The sequence below is a fragment of the Polynucleobacter sp. IMCC 30228 genome, assembly GCF_021395205.1.
Lineage (GTDB): Bacteria > Pseudomonadota > Gammaproteobacteria > Burkholderiales > Burkholderiaceae > Polynucleobacter.
Map to the genome: position 1 here is coordinate 240,812 of NZ_JAJVCS010000005.1, position 19,292 is coordinate 260,103.

At 44.4% G+C, this 19,292-nt stretch carries 19 protein-coding genes; 17 read left to right on the plus strand and 2 right to left on the minus strand.

Translation table 11 applies throughout. From position 1 onward, the window contains the following. Positions 1-30 precede the first annotated feature (30 nt). From LZT21_RS10420 to LZT21_RS10460, 9 genes are all read left to right on the plus strand, one after another. Positions 31-3,015, plus strand: a complete 2,985-nt coding sequence (locus LZT21_RS10420; protein WP_233990716.1) for a formate dehydrogenase subunit alpha — start codon at positions 31-33, stop codon at positions 3,013-3,015. A 36-nt stretch (positions 3,016-3,051) separates the two neighbouring features. After that, positions 3,052-3,714, plus strand: coding sequence for a formate dehydrogenase FDH3 subunit beta (gene fdh3B / locus LZT21_RS10425; RefSeq protein ID WP_233924845.1), 663 nt, complete (start codon positions 3,052-3,054; stop codon positions 3,712-3,714). Next, on the plus strand, positions 3,711-3,944 hold the full coding sequence (locus tag LZT21_RS10430; RefSeq protein WP_233924844.1) for a hypothetical protein: 234 nt from the start codon (positions 3,711-3,713) through the stop codon (positions 3,942-3,944). Before fdh3B ends, LZT21_RS10430 begins: the two co-directional genes overlap by 4 nt. A gap of 25 nt (positions 3,945-3,969) precedes the next feature. Then, positions 3,970-5,049, plus strand: coding sequence for a formate dehydrogenase subunit gamma (locus LZT21_RS10435; RefSeq protein WP_233924843.1), 1,080 nt, complete (start codon positions 3,970-3,972; stop codon positions 5,047-5,049). A 3-nt stretch (positions 5,050-5,052) separates the two neighbouring features. Then, positions 5,053-5,352 (plus strand): hypothetical protein, encoded by a 300-nt coding sequence (locus tag LZT21_RS10440; protein WP_233924842.1) that lies wholly within the window; start codon positions 5,053-5,055, stop codon positions 5,350-5,352. 90 nt (positions 5,353-5,442) lie between these two features. Continuing rightward, positions 5,443-6,468 carry a DUF6352 family protein gene (locus LZT21_RS10445; RefSeq protein WP_233990718.1) on the plus strand — a complete coding sequence of 342 codons (1,026 nt, stop codon included), beginning with the start codon at positions 5,443-5,445 and terminating at the stop codon, positions 6,466-6,468. A gap of 11 nt (positions 6,469-6,479) precedes the next feature. Then, a complete protein-coding gene (locus LZT21_RS10450) occupies positions 6,480-7,304 on the plus strand; it encodes a substrate-binding domain-containing protein (protein WP_233990720.1) in 825 nt (274 codons plus the stop codon). 74 nt (positions 7,305-7,378) lie between these two features. Then, the gene (locus tag LZT21_RS10455) at positions 7,379-8,143 is read left to right on the plus strand and encodes a VOC family protein (protein WP_233924839.1); all 765 of its coding nucleotides are present in this window, start codon (positions 7,379-7,381) and stop codon (positions 8,141-8,143) included. A gap of 85 nt (positions 8,144-8,228) precedes the next feature. After that, complete coding sequence (locus LZT21_RS10460; RefSeq protein ID WP_233924838.1) at positions 8,229-9,098, plus strand: tetratricopeptide repeat protein; 870 nt, start codon at positions 8,229-8,231, stop codon at positions 9,096-9,098. Here LZT21_RS10460 and LZT21_RS10465 read toward each other — a convergent pair. Beyond that, positions 9,095-10,285 (minus strand): MFS transporter, encoded by a 1,191-nt coding sequence (locus LZT21_RS10465; protein WP_233990724.1) that lies wholly within the window; start codon positions 10,283-10,285, stop codon positions 9,095-9,097. The genes LZT21_RS10460 and LZT21_RS10465 overlap by 4 nt on opposite strands. Before the next feature lie 143 nt (positions 10,286-10,428). Here LZT21_RS10465 and LZT21_RS10470 point away from each other — a divergent pair, with 143 nt between their 5' ends. From LZT21_RS10470 to hemN, 3 genes are read left to right on the plus strand one after another with little or no spacing between them, the layout of a single operon-like run. After that, positions 10,429-11,022 carry a hypothetical protein gene (locus LZT21_RS10470; protein ID WP_233925273.1) on the plus strand — a complete coding sequence of 198 codons (594 nt, stop codon included), beginning with the start codon at positions 10,429-10,431 and terminating at the stop codon, positions 11,020-11,022. 51 nt (positions 11,023-11,073) lie between these two features. Continuing rightward, on the plus strand, positions 11,074-12,345 hold the full coding sequence (locus LZT21_RS10475) for a DEAD/DEAH box helicase (protein WP_233990726.1): 1,272 nt from the start codon (positions 11,074-11,076) through the stop codon (positions 12,343-12,345). Between the two features lie 54 nt (positions 12,346-12,399). Beyond that, positions 12,400-13,836 (plus strand): oxygen-independent coproporphyrinogen III oxidase, encoded by a 1,437-nt coding sequence (hemN, locus tag LZT21_RS10480; RefSeq protein WP_233990728.1) that lies wholly within the window; start codon positions 12,400-12,402, stop codon positions 13,834-13,836. A 2-nt stretch (positions 13,837-13,838) separates the two neighbouring features. On the opposite strand, the gene acsF is transcribed toward hemN, so the two are convergent. After that, positions 13,839-14,915 (minus strand): magnesium-protoporphyrin IX monomethyl ester (oxidative) cyclase, encoded by a 1,077-nt coding sequence (acsF, locus tag LZT21_RS10485; RefSeq protein ID WP_233990730.1) that lies wholly within the window; start codon positions 14,913-14,915, stop codon positions 13,839-13,841. A 177-nt stretch (positions 14,916-15,092) separates the two neighbouring features. On the opposite strand from acsF, the gene LZT21_RS10490 reads away from it, so the two are divergent. Genes LZT21_RS10490 through LZT21_RS10510 form a run of 5 tightly spaced genes read left to right on the plus strand, consistent with a single transcriptional unit; the run spans position 15,093 to position 19,292 of the window. Then, complete coding sequence (locus LZT21_RS10490) at positions 15,093-15,569, plus strand: 4Fe-4S dicluster domain-containing protein (RefSeq protein ID WP_233925269.1); 477 nt, start codon at positions 15,093-15,095, stop codon at positions 15,567-15,569. Between the two features lie 20 nt (positions 15,570-15,589). Continuing rightward, positions 15,590-17,437 (plus strand): aldehyde ferredoxin oxidoreductase family protein, encoded by a 1,848-nt coding sequence (locus LZT21_RS10495; RefSeq protein WP_233925268.1) that lies wholly within the window; start codon positions 15,590-15,592, stop codon positions 17,435-17,437. An 8-nt stretch (positions 17,438-17,445) separates the two neighbouring features. Beyond that, positions 17,446-18,705 (plus strand): NAD(P)/FAD-dependent oxidoreductase, encoded by a 1,260-nt coding sequence (locus LZT21_RS10500; protein ID WP_233990732.1) that lies wholly within the window; start codon positions 17,446-17,448, stop codon positions 18,703-18,705. Positions 18,706-18,723: 18 nt separating this feature from the next. Next, the gene (locus LZT21_RS10505; RefSeq protein WP_233925266.1) at positions 18,724-18,978 is read left to right on the plus strand and encodes a MoaD/ThiS family protein; all 255 of its coding nucleotides are present in this window, start codon (positions 18,724-18,726) and stop codon (positions 18,976-18,978) included. Between the two features lie 8 nt (positions 18,979-18,986). After that, positions 18,987-19,292 (plus strand): hypothetical protein, encoded by a 306-nt coding sequence (locus LZT21_RS10510; RefSeq protein WP_233925265.1) that lies wholly within the window; start codon positions 18,987-18,989, stop codon positions 19,290-19,292.

Consider the following 19,292-nt stretch of genomic DNA (forward strand, 5'->3'; position numbering starts at 1 on the left):
AATCTTTAAGAATTCTTTCTGGAGTAGCACATGAGCCTGGTTCGTAAAACATCTTCTTCTGGCAGTAATTCCAAAACCCCAACGCATTTAATTGGTAGTTTGGCGCGGGGTTTAAAAGCGGCTGTGCCAACTATGGATCGCCGAACTTTTTTACGGCGCTCAGGAATTGGTGTAGGCGCAGGTCTAGCTGTCTCACAATTGAACTTGTTACAAAAAGCGAATGCCGTTGAAACTAAGGCGATGTTGGATGGCAAAGCCGGCAAGATTGAAGTAAAGCGAACCGTTTGTACCCATTGCTCAGTGGGTTGCGCGGTCGATGCAACAGTTGAAAATGGGGTTTGGGTTCGACAGGATTCAGTATTTGATTCGCCGATAAACTTGGGTTCTTATTGCGCAAAAGGTGCTGCTTTACGTGAACATGGCCACGGCGACTACCGTTTACGCTCGCCAATGAAATTAGTTGATGGCAAGTACCAAAAGATTTCTTGGGATCAAGCGCTTGATGAAATTACCGCCAAGATGAAAGCATTGCGCACTAAATCTACTCCTGATTCTTTGTTTTTTATTGGCTCATCTAAGCACAATAATGAGCAAGCTTATCTATTACGGAAGTGGGTTTCATTCTTTGGTACCAATAACACCGATCACCAAGCACGTATTTGTCACTCGACTACGGTTGCCGGGGTAGCCAATACCTGGGGCTATGGTGCTATGACCAATAGCTATAACGACATGATGAATTCGAAAGCTGCACTCTATATTGGCTCAAATGCCGCGGAGGCGCATCCCGTGTCGATGTTGAGCATGTTGCATGCTAAAGAAAACGGTTGCAAATTAATGGTGGTTGATCCACGGTATACCCGCACTGCAGCTAAGTCAGATCAGTATGTGCGGATCCGCTCAGGAACCGATATCCCTTTCTTATTTGGCGTCTTGTATCACGTCTTTAATAATGGCTGGGAAGATAAAAAATATATTAACGATCGCGTTTACGGCATGGATGAAGTGCGTAAAGACGTGATGGAAAAATGGACGCCTGCCAATGTTGAAGCAGCCTGTGGTGTTCCTGAAGCGGAAGTTTATAAAGTTGCTGAAACCATGGCGAAGAATCGCCCCAGCACAATTGTTTGGTGCATGGGTCAAACCCAACACACTATTGGAAATGCGATGGTTCGGGCTTCTTGTATTTTGCAATTGGCCCTAGGCAACATTGGTAGATCGGGCGGCGGAGCAAATATTTTCCGTGGTCACGATAATGTGCAGGGCGCTACTGATGTGGGACCAAATCCAGATTCATTGCCTGGTTACTATGGCTTAGCAGCTGGCTCTTGGAAGCACTACGCCACCGTGTGGGGTGTGGATTATGACTGGATTAAGGGCCGCTATGCGCCCGATATGATGGAAAAATCAGGTACGACAGTTTCCCGCTGGATTGATGCGGTACTGGAAAAAAGCGACATGGTTGATCAAGCTACCAATGTTAAAGGGGTGTTCTATTGGGGTCATGCACCGAACTCGCAATCTCGTGGCCTAGATATGAAAAAGGCAATGGATAAGTTAGAGTTATTGGTGGTAGTCGACCCCTATCCTAGTGCAACGGCGGCGATGGCTGCTATGCCACCTGCTGCAGGCGGCCAAGTGAATAAAGATCGGGCAGTGTATTTGTTGCCGGCCACCACGCAGTTCGAAACCAAAGGTTCTGTAACTGCCTCGAATCGTTCGATTCAATGGCGGGAAAAAGTCATCGATCCTTTATTTGAGTCGGTACCTGATCACGTCATCATGCAAGCTTTTGCTGATCGCCTTGGGTTTGGTAAAGAGCTGTCGGTGAACTACAAAATGCTCGATTCGAAGTACGCGGGAAAATCGTGGCGTGAACCTGAACCTGAATCTATTTTGGGCGAAATTAATCGTTCTGTTTGGACCATTGGTTATACGGGACAAACGCCTGAGCGCCTTAAAGCACACATGCGCATGATGAATGTGTTTGATCCGAAGACCTTAAAATCACGCGGCGGCAAAGACCCAGTTAGTGGTTACGATACGACTGGTGATTACTTTGGTTTGCCATGGCCTTGCTACGGTACTGCGGCAATTAAACACCCGGGCTCGCCTAATCTATATGACACCAGCAAGAGCGTGATGGAAGGCGGCGGTAATTTCCGTGCGAACTTTGGGGTAGAAAAAGACGGTAAAACACTATTGGCTGAAGATGGTTCTTGTTCCAAAGGTTCTGCCATTACTACTGGCTACCCTGAATTTGATGCTGCTTTTGTGAAGAAATTGGGCTGGTGGAGTCAATTGACGCCAGAAGAGCAAAAATTAGCTGAAGGCAAAAATTGGAAGACCGACTTATCTGGAGGTATCCAGCGGGTCGTGATGAAAAATGGTTGCCATCCATTCGGTAACGCTAAAGCGCGGGCTGTGGTGTGGAATTTTCCAGATCCAATTCCGCAGCATCGTGAAGCGTTGTACAGTACGCGTCCCGATATGATGATCAAGTATCCCACTTCGGCCGACAAGAAAAATTTCTGGCGTTTACCAACTCTGTTCCTAACAGTTCAGCAGCAGAATTTGAACGAGAAGTTGTATGAAAAATTCCCGATCATTTTAACTTCAGGACGCCTTGTTGAATATGAGGGCGGTGGCGATGAAACGCGCTCCAACCCGTGGTTAGCAGAACTACAGCAAGAAAATTATGTAGAAATAAATCCAGGTGCTGCAGCTCGGCGGGGGATAAAAAATTGGGATTATGTTTGGGTTAAATCGCCCACTGGAGCCAAAATTAAAGTGCGGGCGATGGTTACTGAGCGAGTTGGACCAGATACTGCTTTCGTACCTTTCCATTTTGCTGGATGGTGGGAAGGCAAGAATCTGCGCGAATACTATCCAACCGGAGCCTGTCCCGTTGTTTTAGGTGAAGCGGTGAATACAGCAACGACCTACGGCTACGACAGCGTAACGATGATGCAAGAAACGAAAACCACGATGTGCCAAATTGAAAAATTTGCCTAAGCACCTAAATTAACGAGCTAAATTCAGGAGAATCTCATGGCAAGAATGAAGTTTATTTGTGACGCAGAACGGTGCATTGAATGCAACGGTTGCGTTACGGCCTGTAAGAATGAAAACGAAGTACCTTGGGGCGTAAATCGTCGGCGGGTTGTAACGATTAATGATGGCGTAATTGGCGCTGAAAAATCCATTTCCGTTGCCTGTATGCATTGTTCAGATGCGCCTTGTATGGCCGTCTGCCCAGTCGACTGTTTTTATCGTACCGATGAAGGTGTCGTATTGCACGATAAAGATATTTGTATTGGCTGTGGTTATTGCTCGTATGCTTGCCCGTTTGGCGCGCCTCAATTTCCCACTTCAGGTTTGTTTGGCATGCGCGGCAAAATGGATAAATGCACCTTCTGCAGCGGTGGTCCAGAGGCCAATGGTAGCGTGGCTGAATTTGAGAAGTATGGTCGTAATCGTTTGGCAGAAGGCAAGTTACCCATTTGCGCTGAAATGTGTTCAACCAAGGCTTTAATTGGTGGAGATGGAGATGTGATCGCCGATATCTTTCGTGCCCGTGTGGTTAAACGGCAAACTAACGGAAAGAATGCTGGTGCGAACGTGTTTGGTTGGACTACCGCATATGGCAAGCCAGGCGAAGCCCCGCCTGCGCCTACTAAAGCACCCCCCGGACCGCAAGGAGGTAAGTCATGAAAGCAATTCTTAAAGCAGGCTTATTGGTATGTTTAGCGCTAGGCTTATTGAGTGCATGTAAAGATGAAGAGCAGGGCTTCAAAGCATCAAAGCGACCTGATGTTGCGCCTTATATGGGCGCCAATGATGGCTTTATGGCAAAAGGCTGGACTCCAGGTAATCAGGTGAGCTGGACACAAGAAATCAATAAGCGTAATCAAAATCAAACTGAATACAGCCGTATTAAGTAATGATCAATGCCGTGAAGGATTTTGCATGAATCAAACCGTAAGCGCTTCTTTTCGTTCCTGGTTGCTTCCAGCAGGCTTTTGCCTTGCCCTGCTTGCTGGAACTAGCATCGCTCAGCCGACTGCGCCAGCAGCAACTCCCGCTCCTGCCGCCTTACCGAAAGTAGAGTCAGCCAATATTATGGATGTAGGCCGTGCGCCAAATGCCACGATTGAAGCAGAGCGTAAGGCCAACCAGAATCAACCGGGCAATAATGCACCGATTTGGAATACTGCCAATAGCGATGCGGTTAATTATGTGAGTATTCCCGATAAACAAGCGGGCGTTTTGATTCAAAAATCTGGACAACAGTGGCGCTTAATTCGTAACGGTGTCATTACCGTTTATGGCGCATGGCTTTTAGCATTAGCGTTGGGTGGCATCCTCGCAATGTTTATTCTCAAGGGCTCAATTAAGCTGCATGAACCCATGTCGGGACGCAAAATTAAGCGCTTTAGTTTGCTCGATCGAATTATTCATTGGACCATGGCATTTAGTTTTGTGGGCCTCGCTTTTACTGGTTTAATGATTTTGTATGGTAAATATTTTGTGATGCCTCTCATGGGCGGTGTGACCTACGGATTATTTTTATTAGTATGTAAAAATATCCATAACTTTAGTGGCCCATTATTTACGCTTAGCATCGTCATTTTCTTCTTCTTGTTCGTGCGTAAAAATATCCCTGAAAAAGGGGATATGGCATGGCTAACTGGTTTCGGTGGCATGCTTTCAGGAAAACATATCCCTGCGGGATTCTTTAATTGCGGTGAAAAAATCTGGTTTTGGTTCGGGATGGTTATTCTGGGGCTCACCGTATCGGCTTCGGGCTGGGTCTTAGATATGATTGTGCCGTTTATTGCGATTGAATATTGGCGCGGCACGATGCAAATTGCCGACATTATTCATAGTACCGCTGCATTGCTCATGACCGCTATGGCCTTTGGTCATATCTATATTGGTACCATTGGTATGCAGGGTTCTATCGATGGTATGAAAACTGGTTATGTCGATGCTACTTGGGCTAAAGAGCATCATGAAATTTGGTACAACGATTTAAATAAAGGTTGAGCTATGAAAAAAATCATTGCATTCGTCATTTGTGCCTTCAGCGCCAGCACGGTGTTGGCCATGCTCCCACCCTTAACGCCAGAGCAACAAGCAGCAGCTGATTTAGCAAAAGCGAAGACCGCTTATGGTGATAAAGTTGGCGCATTCAAGCTGTGTATGGTGCAAAATACCTTAGCGAATCGATTTAAAGTTGCTGGAACCCCAGCACCCGCAGCTTGTGCTGAAGTGCCGCCTTTTGTACCGCCCACTGCAGTTTCTGCTGCAGCACCTGCCGCACCTGCTGCTGCCCCAACTAAGAAATAGCCAGTTCCCCCCCCCTGATAGATCCCCCTGCTACCATCAGGTTGGCAGGACATGCTTTATGCTTAGCGCTTTCTGCTCGAGACCATTGAAGTGAATGCACCAATAAATTACTGGCCGCAGTGTGCCTATAAAACCTTGCAAGTTAGTGCAGATAATCAATTATTGGTGACCGATGATTTTTTACGTACCTATTTACTTCGGGATGAACTGAATTTAGTACCTGAATCTTGTGCCGTAGAAAAGTTGCTCCATCAGCGCTTAACGCAAAATCCTCGCACCGCTGTTAGCGAGACTGAGATAGCTGAAATGATGGATAGTGATATTCAAGAAAATTATCGTATTTGGTTACGTTATCGCACTAAATTACTTACTGCATCGTCATTAGAATCGTTTTATTTAGGCTTATTTGCTGGCGATGGGGTAGATGTACCGCCTTTATTTGTTAATCAGCTAGTCCAAATTTTTATGCGGCATATTTTGGGTGACAAGCCAAGCGCGATGGATGCTAGGGTAGCGGAATTATTTTTTCGGTCGCAAAAAATGACCGTATTAGAAGATGGCTTGGTGATGAGTGCTGATCACGAAACCATAGAGCGCAATGCCCAGGCCCCAGAGTTTGCCAATATTGTTGATTTACTCAAACAAACGACTGTAGCAATGAAATCGATCGATCTAGATGTATTGCACGAAGATAATGTCGATTTGTATTGGACGCGAGAGAGTAATTATGATTTTGCAATACCGTTAAATTTTGGGCAAACGGCTGTTGAGCATTTCAGTAAATTACTTGCCCAATGGCTTAATCACTTTTTAGGTATCGAGGTTAAGATTACCCCTTTAGCAGCAATTAATGATCCACAGTGGGTATGGCATGTTGGCTTAGATGCTGCTTCTACTGAAATCTTAAATGCACTCTATAACAAAGACATGGTGGAGGCGAATAGTATTGCTCGGTTAATTTGTTTATTTCGTTTAGATTTTATCAGTCCTAATGTGGCTCTTCCTGAGTTAACTGGCAAACCCGTTTATTTGGGTATGGCCATGAATCACGACAAGCTTCTCAAGCTCAAACCCCAGAATCTGTTATTTAATCTCCCGCTTGCACCAATGTCATAAAAAACGAAAAAATGAAATTAATTTTCTCTAGTTTTATTGCTTTACTATTATTTGGCTTATCTAGCTTGATTAATCCTAGCTTTGCACAGGATAAAAGCATCCTTGTATCGTCAACGACGTCAACAGAGCAATCGGGTTTATTTGGATCTATTTTGCCGATTTTTCAAAAGCAGTCTGGCATCCAGGTAAAAATTGTTGCAGTTGGGACTGGGCAGGCACTTGATATTGGCCGTCGCGGTGATGCAGATGTGGTATTTGTTCACGATAAACCAGCTGAAATAAAATTTATCGATGAAGGATTTTCTACCAAACGCTATGAAGTGATGTACAACGATTTTATTTTGATTGGCCCTAAGAGCGACCCCGCAAAAATTGCTGGCGGCAAGGATATTAAAGTTGCTTTTCAAAAAATTGCTGAGGCCAAAGCCCCCTTCGTTTCTCGTGGCGATAAAAGTGGTACGCATGCAGCAGAGTTACGCTATTGGAAAGATGCTGGCATTGCAGTTAATTCGAATCTGAATTGGTATAAAGAAACGGGCTCTGGGATGGGCCCAGCATTAAATACGGCTTCCGCGATGAATGGTTATATCTTGGCTGATCGTGGCACATGGTTGTCATTCAAAAATCGGGGCGATTTAGATATTTTGATTGAAGGCGACCCTAGTTTATTTAATCAATATGGTGTCATGCTAGTTAATCCCATGAAATATCCCCAAGTGAAAAAAGCCGAGGGTCAAGCCTTTATCGATTGGCTCATTTCCAAACCAGGCCAGGATGCAATTGCTGCTTATAAAATTGGGGGTCAGCAATTATTTTTTCCTAATGCGGGAAGATAATTCAATTTAGCCGTCTAGGAGGTTTAGTGGCATTGATTTAGTATTAAGGACTCGAACGGCAAAAAGAGCCCCCTATGCAGTATGAATTTGACCATTTAGTCATAATGGCAAGAGACCAAATGAGTTTGGTTGCCAAGCAATTTAGTGATCTTGGCTTTCATCTCAGCGCGAAGTCTACTCACAATTTAGGTTCATCAAACCAGTTAATTGTGCTGGATTCGACCTATTTAGAGATCTTGGGTTGGGAGGCGGGAACGCTACCTCAACGCGCAGAAATTGCGAATTTAGCGTTTGGTCTAGATGCCTTAGTATTTCGTACCAACAATGCCGCAGCTTGTTTTAAGTCACTTAATGAAGCAGGCTTTGTGCCAAATGCAGTACAAGATTTATCGCGACCTGCGCAGGTTGGCAATGAGATCAAGCAGGCCTTTTTTAAGACAGTACGGTTTTCTCAACAGCCGATTGCAGGCTTACGGATTTATTTTTGTGAGCACTTGACCCCCGATTTTGTTTGGGTCAATACTGATCAACAACATCCGAATCTATTCAACCATTTGCAAAGTATTACCTTAGGCTCAGCAAATCCTCGGAAAACTTTGTCTAGTTTAAAAAAACTCTTGCAACTAGAGAAGTTAGATAATCAAGCAGATGCATTCAATTCCGCCAGTCAAGAATTAGGGCCGCTGCAACTTCTTTTGCCCAATTGTGTCTTGAAAATTGAGCACCAGGAAAAGATGCAGGTCGCACAAATTATTGACTTTGTCTTGGTGCAGCAGGGTCAGCCAGCGGAGTTACGCATAAACCAAGTCATGCTGCGCGCTACCCCTATTAAGCAGTAAATCCCTATTAAATTTAGGGTATTTCTAATTTCATTAAAAAGGAGTATTTTTTAACTTATTCTCCGATTGAAGAAAAGGAACTCGTATGCGCTTAACCCAACTTCCCTTGGTTGCCAGCCTGTTGGCCGCTTTAATTTTCAGCAGCAGTGTATTTGCGCTCGCGAATGAGCCCAGTTTGCATGAGGTTTATCAAAAGATTGAGGCAGGGCAGTACGCACAAGCAGATGCCATGATGAAGGGCGTATTACAAACTCACCCCAATAGCGCTAAAGCGCACTTTATCTTGGCTGAATTAAGGCTGAAAGAGGGGCGTTTGGATGAAGGTCGTGCGGAACTTGCTCGAGCCGAGATACTTGCCCCTGGTTTGCCTTTTGCGCAGGTTGACTCAGTCCAAAAGCTGCGAACGCAATTGGCGTCTGGAGCAAAGGTTTCAGGTACGAATTTAGGGGGTAATGCGGGGGCGTCTGCCTCGATCTTTAGTAGCCCGATTTTTTGGCTATTAATCGTGGTTTTAGTTGGCGGCTTGATTTATTTCATGAAGCAAAGAAAGCGCGAACAAGCAAATGCGGCGGCATTAGGTAATGGCCCGCAGAGCGGTTTGGCACCAAACCCCCCTGGTGGGCAAGGACCTAATGGTCCGGGAGGCCCTGGCAACCCTAATGGCCCCGCTGGCGCACCAAGCACTGGCTTTGGGGGTTCTGGCCTCATGGGCAGTTTAGCAACTGGGGCAGCCTTAGGGGCTGGCATGGTCGCTGGGCAGGCTTTAGCTAGTCATTTAATGGGTGGCGAACATGGTAATCGGGATTCCTCTGGCAATATCCAGCCAGCTCAAGCAGGGCGAGATAATACCGATTTTGGCGTGCGCGACGTTAGCACCTGGGAAGACTCGGGTAACGCAGGTAATTCAGATTGGGACGATAGTGGTGGAGGCGGTAGTTTTATGGATGACGTTTAAGGCTGGGGAGTTAATTTTTTTACTCTGAGCCAAATTAAGGCCAACCCAGTCACCATTACAGGAATGAGAGATCCCAGATTTAAGAGTTCCCAGCCCTGAGTGGTGACCATTGCTCCCGAGCCGAAGGATGTAAAAGCCATTGTGCCGAAGACAAAAAAGTTGATTGCTGCTTGGGCTTTATCTTTTTCCTCGGGACGGTAAGCGGTCATCGCTAAGGTGGTAGAGCCGGTGAATAAAAAATTCCAACCTACTCCGAGTATGAAAAGCGCTAATAAAAATTGGTGTAGGTCGGTGCCAGTCGAGGCAATAGCGATACAGATTAAATTGAGTATTACTCCAACCCCCATTATTTTGATGGCGCCAAAGCGTTGAATGAGAGAGCCAGTAAAAAAACCTGGGGCAAACATACCAATTACATGCCACTCTAAAACGAGGGCGGTATCAGTAAACGGTAAGCCACAAATTTGCATCGCTAACGGTGTAGCTGCCATTAGTAAGTTCATTACACCATAGCCAAGTGAGGCGCCAATAGTAGCAACTAAAAATACGGGTTGTAACAAAATAGTTTTCAAGCTACGACCAGCGGAAAGGGGTTGCTGCGATTTCAATTCACCAGGAAAGTGAATAAATTGCATCACTAAAATACCCACCGTACCTGCAATGGCAAGCGTTATATAGGCGCCTAAAAAAGGCACAGAAAAACTATTTTTAGTCCATGAGGCTAAATTTGGGCCCACTACGGCACCCAATATACCCCCCGCTAAAACCCACGATACCGCTTTATCGCGTAAGCTTGCAACAGTTAACTCCGCGGCCGCAAAACGATACAACTGCCCATTGGCACTGTAATACCCCGCCACAAAGGTGCCTGCAATGAGTAACCAGAAATTACTAGAAATTGCGGCGTAGGCACAAATCAGGGCTGAAATAATCGCAATCAATAAACCTAATTGAAAGGAGCGACGTCGCCCAAATTGATGTTGAGTTTTGGCCACGATAGAGGTGGAGAGTGCACCGCCAACGACATAGCCCATAATCGGCAAAGTGGCCATCCAAGCTGATGGGCTTAAGCTGAGACCAACCAAGCCATTAATAGCAATAAAAGTAACATTATTGGTTAAGAAAAGCCCTTGGCAAATAATTAGTAAAACTAAGTTTTTATTGAGCAGAGTCGCGTGCGCCTTCATGCGAATTGTGACCTATAAACCCCTATAAAATGCAGATTATTCTGAGGTCCCCATTCTTTAATTGTTATTGTCTGTGGTTTTTGCATAACTAAGAATGTAACCGATTTTTATTAATCTCAATTTTTGATACTATTTTACTTATTATGAAAATTATTATTGCGCGTCATTCGGAAAAATTAGATGCCCCTAGCCTTTCTGAAATAGGCAAATTACGCGCCCAAGCGCTTGCAGCGCAATATCTAGGTCAGAATGCCAAACAATCATTATTCATTGGAAAAGAACGGCCTGCTGCATTAATGGTAATGACCTTACATACAATTGAAACAATGGCGCCAATTGCTGCTAGTTGGAATATGCCGATGTTAGCTTATTGGGCAGAAGCAGGCATAGATCGAGCGCATATGGCAGTACAGAATGTGCGCAATCAGGCAGTAGCAAAGGACTTACTATTTAGCGCTCAGTATGAAGATAAAACGGTACTGATGATTTGGGAGCATTTTCATATTGCCAGCGCCGCCCTAGAAGCTGAGTTTGCTGGCGAAAAAGTCACTTTGCGGCAATTACTTAATTTAGATCAAATGGTGGGGGTACCTACTACTTGGCCAGATGATGTTTATGATTATTTTTGGATTATTGAGTACCAAACCGGCAATCCAGTGCCCCAATCATTTTTGATGAAGCGCCAAATATTTACCGCTCCCTTCGCAGGATTACCTGCAGCTGATTGGCCAAATTAGTTAATCGCTTAAAATAGCCAATTCAATTGCAGTAATCACTTATCGGCCCCCATGTTATTTAATGAACTTGCTTTATCTGCTCCCATTTTGCGCGCGGTACAAGAAGAAGGCTATACAACGCCTACCCCAATTCAAATTCAATCAATTCCAGCTGTCTTAAAAGGCGGCGATTTGCTGGCGGCAGCTCAAACAGGCACAGGAAAAACTGCAGGCTTTACCTTACCTATTTTGCAAAGACTGATGGATTCAAAGCTACCTCAAGCGAGCGTACGGCGTCAAATCCGAGTTTTAATTTTGACTCCAACGCGTGAGCTTGCGGCGCAAGTACAGCAATCTGTTTTAACTTATGGCAAATACACTGGACTGAAATCAGCGGTTATTTTTGGTGGTGTCGGTGCTAATCCACAAATTAATGCAATCAAGAATGGCCTCGATATTTTAGTGGCTACGCCTGGTCGCTTAATCGATTTAATGGGACAAGGTCATATCTCACTAAAGGCAATAGAAATTTTTGTTTTAGATGAAGCGGATCGCATGTTAGACATGGGATTTTTACCCGATATTAAACGCATTTTGGCAACCTTACCAAAAGCACGTCAGAACCTATTATTTTCTGCTACATTTTCAACCGAAATTAAAGCGCTAGCCAATACCTTACTAAAGTCGCCAGCCTTAATTGAAGTTGCCCGCAGTAATAGTACCCACGAAGCGATTACGCAAAAAATTTATCCAGTCGATAAAAATAAAAAACAGGCGCTATTAGCCCACCTCATTAAAGCGAATGATTGGCAGCAGGTGCTAGTCTTTACGCGGACAAAACATGGTGCTAACAAGCTCGTCACGCAGCTTGAGAAAGATGGCATTACTTGCATGGCTATTCATGGAAATAAAAGTCAATCCGCCCGCACTAAAGCTTTGGCTGATTTTAAGTCTGGAAAAATTACTGCTTTAGTAGCAACTGATATAGCAGCAAGGGGTATTGATATTGATCAACTGCCCCATGTAGTTAATTACGATTTACCCAATGTTCCTGAAGATTATGTCCATCGAGTAGGGAGAACGGGCCGCGCTGGCTCGAATGGGGTGGCGATTTCATTAGTTTGTATCGATGAATTGGGGCTGCTAAAAGATATCGAGAAATTAACAAAACAAACTATTCCGCAAGAAATTATTACAGGCTTTGAAGTTGATCCCAGTATTGGTGTGCAGCCCATAAAGGCTACGCGCCAAGCGAGACCTCAAGCCAAAGCGAAGCCTAAAAATTCATCTAACTCGCAGATCACCCAATCAAAAGGACGGCAAAAAAGGCCGACATCGAGATAAGAATTTTGATTTAAATCAAAATCACCCCACTCTTATTCTGCTACAAAGAATGGGATGGACCAATTAATAACAGCTTCTCATCAAGTAGTTGGCTTAGCTAGTGCGAGAACTAGTTTATTAGAGCCTGCGCTATTAAAAAAATTTGATATTAATGGGCCGCGCTACACCTCATATCCTAGTGCCGATCGTTTCCATAAAGATTTTACTGAGGTTGATTATCGTTTAGCATTAAAGCGAATTTCATTAAACGAGCAGACTTTTTCGCTCTATATGCATTTACCATTTTGTCCTAATATTTGCTATTACTGTGCTTGTAACAAAATTATTACGAAGGATCATGGGCGTAGCGCTAAGTACATTAAATATCTAGCCAAAGAAATGGCTGCTGTTTGTGAGGCGATGGAGCTGGCTCCCGAGCAAAAATTACCTATTAGTCAACTGCATTGGGGCGGTGGCACACCGACCTTTTTGTCTCACTCTGAAATGCGGGAATTAATGACCTCGATTAAAAACCATTTTGAATTTCAGCAAAACGGGGAATACTCAATTGAAATTGATCCGCGTCGAGTAACTGAAGCCGATATTAAATTGCTTGCTGAGTTAGGCTTTAACCGCATTAGTCTGGGAGTGCAAGATTTCAATCCCGAGGTTCAGCAGGCAATTCATCGGCTTCAAACCCTAGAAGAGACTCAGTCAGTGCTGAATTGGTCGCGTAAATATGGCTTTACTTCGCGTAGTGTTGATTTGATTTATGGCCTGCCAAAGCAAACGCCTGCCAGTTTTGAAGCAACAGTGCAAGCCGTAATCGCGCTGAATCCAGAGCGCATATCAGTTTATAGTTATGCCCATTTACCGCATATTTTTAAGCCGCAACGCCGTATTGTCGCAGGTGATTTACCGAATGCGGTAGATAAACTGCAAATTTTGTCGAGCACCATTGACCAGTTAATGCAAGCAGGTTATATCTTTATTGGCATGGATCATTTCGCCAAACCGAATGATGAGCTAGCAATCGCGCAAAAAGAAGGTCGTTTACATCGTAATTTCCAGGGCTACTCTACACAAGCCGAGTGCAATATGTTGGCATTTGGAGTAACAGCTATAGGTAAAGTTGACGATTGCTATGTTCAGAGCGTAAGAACTTTAGATGAGTATTACGCTTTGCTTGATCAACATCGCCTGCCTACATTGCGGGGCATGCGTTTATCCGAAGATGATATAGTGCGACGCGATTTAATTGGGCAACTCATGTGCCACTTTAAGATCGATGCTAGTCAATTTTCGCAAAAACATGCAATTGATTTCGACACGTATTTTGTCAATGAAGAGTCCGACCTAAATTATCTCGAAGATTCTGGTTTAATTGAATGGCATGGCGATTCTTTAATGGTGCCCATGAGCGGGCGCTTATTGGTACGGCGGGTGGCAATGGCTTTCGATCGACATTTGCGTGAATCCCTGACCATGGGGTCCTATTCAAAAGTAGTCTGAAATTACCAGGCTGCCGCTATCCGAATTTGCTGAGGTAGATTATGACGTTTCACTGGAATGAAATACATGCCAACGAAGGTCATAAAGCCCGCTAACCCATATCCACCTCGCTGGAGATATGCGTAGATCCCTCCCTTTTCCCGTGCCGCATAATATTTTTCAGCAATGCGAAATAGTTGATTCATCCCTTGGCGAAATGCAGGACTATCAATATCCAAAGAGATCGGAAATACTTGTTTCGAAATTTCACTAGTAATTTTAAATACTGCGTAATCGTACTGAGTAGGATCAAGCCCCATTGCATGTTTTAGTGCAGGGCGCGTGTGATCGCGGACATACATCGTGGCATATACCGCCAATAAAAAGAAGCGAATGAATAATAAATTAGTACCTTGCAATAATTTTGGATCAGCACGCATGATGAGGGCAAATGATTCGCCATGACGGAATTCATCATTGCACCAGCGTTCAAACCAGCGAAAAATAGGGTGAAAGCGTTTATCTGGAGTTTTTTCTAGTTGCCTAAAGATCGTAATGTAACGCGCATACCCAATTTTTTCAGATAGATATGTTGCATACAATATATATTTCGGCTTAAAGTAGGTATAAGCTTTATTTTTCTTTAATTCGCTTAGATTTACACCTAAATCAAAATCTTTAAGTGACGAATTGATAAAGCTTGCATGACGTGATTCATCGCGCACTAAATACGCCATTAATTGTTTAATATCGGGGTTATCAACATGATTGCGAATCTCGTTATACAGCACGCAGCCAGAAAATTCTGAGGTTAGGGACGTTACCAGAAAATCAAGAAATTCACGCCTTAATTCGGGATTAAGTTGGGGAACTAATCGAGCAACTTCGGCGACAAACTGCTCATCGCGCTGAAAATGATCTTGATTATTGTCACCTTCATATTCTTTCATCATCATGTCCCACTCTGCTCGAACGGGTTCGATATTCAGCCTATCCATATACGCATAGTCGGTCTTATAAAAACGAGGGCTAATTAAGTTATTCACCTCCGCCCTTCGGGCGGCGTCAGCTGCCGATTCAATTTCTTTTACAGTTTGCATGTCTTCCTAGCTACTAAGGACGAGGTTTTAATGTAGCTAATACGCTATTGAAGGCGTTTGATGTAGGTCAAAAAGATAGGGCTTGTTTTACTAGGGTTACTACTAGCTTCCCATTTGTTTTATATTGGCAGAATATTGCATATATAGCTTATTTTTCAAATAAACAAGGGATTAGAAATGCAAAAGTCTTTACTGATTAATGCTGATAAATGCACGGGTTGCCTCCAGTGTGAAATGGCCTGTAGTTATGAACATTATGGGATCTTTAATCCTTCTAAATCCCGCATTCGGGTCTTTGATTTTCACAACACTGGGGTAAAGGTACCCTATACCTGTACTCAATGCGATGAGGCATGGTGTTTAAAGGCTTGCCCGGTAGATGCCATTTCCATTGATCTAGTAACGGGCGCAAAAGTAGTCTCTGAGGACACCTGTGTGGGCTGCAAAGTTTGCACAATTGCTTGTCCTTTTGGCACGATTAATTATGTGCAGGATACTGGTAAGGTACAAAAGTGTGACTTGTGTTCTGGTGACCCAGCTTGCGCTACAGCGTGTCCAACCGAAGCTATTACTTATGTAGATGCCGATTGGACAGGGCTCGATCGCATGCGCGCATGGGCCGATAAGCTTGGCAATCAAGCTAGTACTAACTAATTATTGAATAGGAAAATACTATGTCTTGGGCTGGGAAACTACTACGCGTTAATTTAACTAAAGGCACTTGCAAGTCTGAGCCTTTGAATATGGAGTGGGCTAAAACCTATTTAGGTTCACGGGGCTTAGCCACAAAATATTTTGTCGATGAAGTTGATCCGAAGGTCGATCCTTTATCAGCTGAAAATAAAATTATTTGGGCAACTGGGCCGTTAACAGGCACCATGGCCTCTACTGGTGGGCGTTTTACGGTGGTTACCAAGGGTCCTTTAACTGGTGCAATTGCTTGTTCTAATTCAGGCGGGTATTTAGGTGCTGAATTAAAAATGGCTGGTTGGGACATGGTTATTTTTGAAGGCAAGTCGCCTAAGCCTGTCTACTTATATATCGAAGATGATCGCGCTGAATTAGTAGACGCAGGTGATTTGTGGGGCAAGACGGTTTGGGAAACCGAGCCAGCGATCAAAATTAAACATCAAGATCCCCAAATTCGGGTTTCCTGCATTGGGCGTGCTGGTGAAAATCAAGTGTATTTTGCCGCTATCGTCAATGACTTACATCGCGCTGCAGGCCGCTCTGGCGTTGGCGCTGTGATGGGTAGCAAGAATTTGAAAGCGCTGGCAGTGCGTGGTACCAAAGGGGTTGGCAATATTAAAAACCCCAAAGCCTTTATGGCGGCAGTAAATGCTGGTAAAGCGGTTTTAGCCGGGCACGCTGTAACCGGCCAAGGTTTACCGACTTATGGCACCCAAGTATTAATGAATGTAATTAATGAGGTGGGAGCCCTACCAACTCGTAATCATCAAGATGTGCAATTTGAAGGCGCAAAAGATATTTCAGCTGAAGCGATGGCAGTTGAACGTGACTCAGATGGAAAATCACATTTGGTAACAACTCAAGCTTGCTTTGCGTGCACGATTGCCTGTGGTCGTATTTCGCAAATAGATGAATCTCATTTCACGATTGAAAATAAACCGCAATATAAGAATACCTCGGGCGGCCTTGAATATGAGGCTGCCTGGGCTTTGGGCGCAGCTAATGGTGTCAATGATCTTGAGGCTTTGCAGTATGCCAATATGATTTGTAATGAAGACGGTTTTGACCCGATTACTTTTGGTGCTACAGTTGGCGCAGTGATGGAAATGTATGAAATGGGGGTCTTGACCAAAGAGCAACTTGGTATTGAAGCGCCTTTTGGTTCGGTCAAAGCACTTTGCCACTTTGCTGAAATTACTGCGCAAGGAATTGGCTTTGGTAAAGAAATTGCCTTAGGTTCTGCTCGGCTGACAGCAAAATATGGCCAACCCGATTTATCGATGAGCGTCAAAGGGCAAGAGTTTCCCGCTTACGATGGGCGGGTGATTCAGGGTATTGGCTTGGCCTATGCCACTTCGAATCGGGGCGCATGTCATTTACGTGGTTACACTATCGCCTCTGAAGTTTTAGGCATTCCTGTTAAAACAGAGCCTGCTGATACGGATGGTAAGCCTGAGTTGGTAAAAGCCTTTCAAGATGCTACTGCTGCCTTTGATTCTGCTGGACTCTGTATTTTTACTAGCTTTGCTTGGACACTAGCCGATGTTGCGCCCCAACTTCAAGCAGCCTGTGGAGATGAATTTACAGTTGAAAATTTAACTTTAATTGGCGAGCGAATTTGGAATATGGAGCGTGATTTTAATAATCGTGCTGGCTTTACTAGTAAAGACGATAAGCTACCCAAGCGTTTAATGTCTGAAGCTGCAAAAACTGGACCTGGTAAGGGTTCAGTCAGCGGCTTGGGCAAGATGTTACCGCAGTATTACAAGATTCGTGGCTGGGATAGCGATGGGCAAATTAATGCCGATACTCGCAAGCGTTTAGGTCTTTAAGTAGCCCCATGAAGCATGTCATTATTGGCAATGGGCCAGCTGGCGTAATTGCAGCAGAGACAATTCGCAAGCGTTGTCCTGCGGACGAGATTATCCTAATTGGTGATGAGCTCTCGCCACCATATTCTCGCATGGCAATTCCTTATTTATTGGTTGGCAATATTGACGAATCGGGAACGTATTTGCGGAAAACTGCCAATCATTTTGAACGGCTCAAAATACAGCAAGTACAGGGCAGAGTGCTTTCACTCGACGCCAAAAGTAAATCACTGCAAGTTGAAGAAGGTAATAAAAAAACACAAAAAATTAATTTTGATAAGTTGCTGATTGCCACTGGCTCAGTGCCTGTGCTACCGCCTGTACCTGGTATTGACCTTCCAGGGGTTCACCATTGTTGGACACTAGAGGATGCACGGGCGATTCATGCCTTAGCCAAGCCTGGGGCACGAGTATTACAAATGGGCGCAGGTTTTATTGGTTGCATCATTCTAGAGGCATTGGCCAGTAGAGAAGTTGAACTAACCGTAGTTGAAATGGGAAACCGGATGGTGCCGCGCATGATGACGGAAATGGCGGGCGCTCTCATCAAAAAATGGGTGCAAGCTAAAGGTATCACCGTATTTACCGATACTAAGGTTGAGGCTATTACCCAAGGCAAAGCAGGTTTAGCCGTAAAACTTTCAAATGGACAGACACTTGAAGTTGATTTAGTGATCTCAGCAGCAGGCGTACGCCCGAACATTGCCTTTTTGAAAGACTCGGGACTAGACATCAAAACTGGAATTGTAGTAAATGAGCAAATGCAAAGTTCGATTGCCGATATTTATGCAGCGGGTGATGTAACTGAAAGTGTTGATTTTCTCACTGGTGAGCGCATGATTAATGCCATTCAACCTAATGCTGCTGAGCAAGCCGGAGTTGCTGCGATCAATATGACTGGAGGGATGGTGCAAAGTATTGGCACCTTGCAAGTGAATGTATTAGATACCCTCGGTTTAATTGCTTCTTCATTTGGCTTATGGTCAGGCGCTAAAGGCGGTGATCACGTAGAGCTTTGTGATCCCCAGCGTTTTAAATACCTGCGGTTAGAATTTTTAGGTGATGTTTTGATTGGCGCAACTAGCTTAGGGTTTACCGAGCATGTGGGAGTCTTGCGGGGCCTAATTCAAACGAAGCTTGCCTTAGGCGCCTGGAAAGAGACTTTACTAGAAGACCCCACCCAGCTAGTAGAGGCATATTTAGCTAAAGGACAAGCACAATCTGCTTGAATGAATTAAGCTTTACGTATGCAAGTTACCCTCAAGCTTTTTGCCAGCCTCAATCGCTATTTGCCCGCCAATAAAATCAATACAATTGAGGCGATTATTCAAGTGCCTGATGGATCTACAGTCAGTGAAGTGATGGACTTGCATCACATTCCTCATCCTCAAGCCCACTTAGTAATGATTAATGGTAAATATATTCCACCCCAAGAGCGACTCGGTTCAGTCTTGCAAGAAAATGATGCTTTAGCTATTTGCCCACCCGTTGCTGGCGGTTAATTTTCAGTGTGACTGTAATTCAAGTGCAAAGAGTGATGGGTTGTTCTGCCGATGATTTAATTCGCTGGCTACCAGATGCTTTGGGTGAGTTGCTACAATCAACTGCAGTAGCAATCGATAATAAAACGCATTATGAAGTTCCCGGCCCCAGATTATTGATTGCCGCCCACACAAAACCTTCCCAACAAATTGCCTTACTGAAAATTCCTGTGTTGGTGGTAAATTTTTCATTTGCAATGAACGCTTTTAATGCAGAGCAAGTAGCGCAGGTAATGGCTAAATTTGATTTATATACCCGTAGGGGTGGGGGTTAA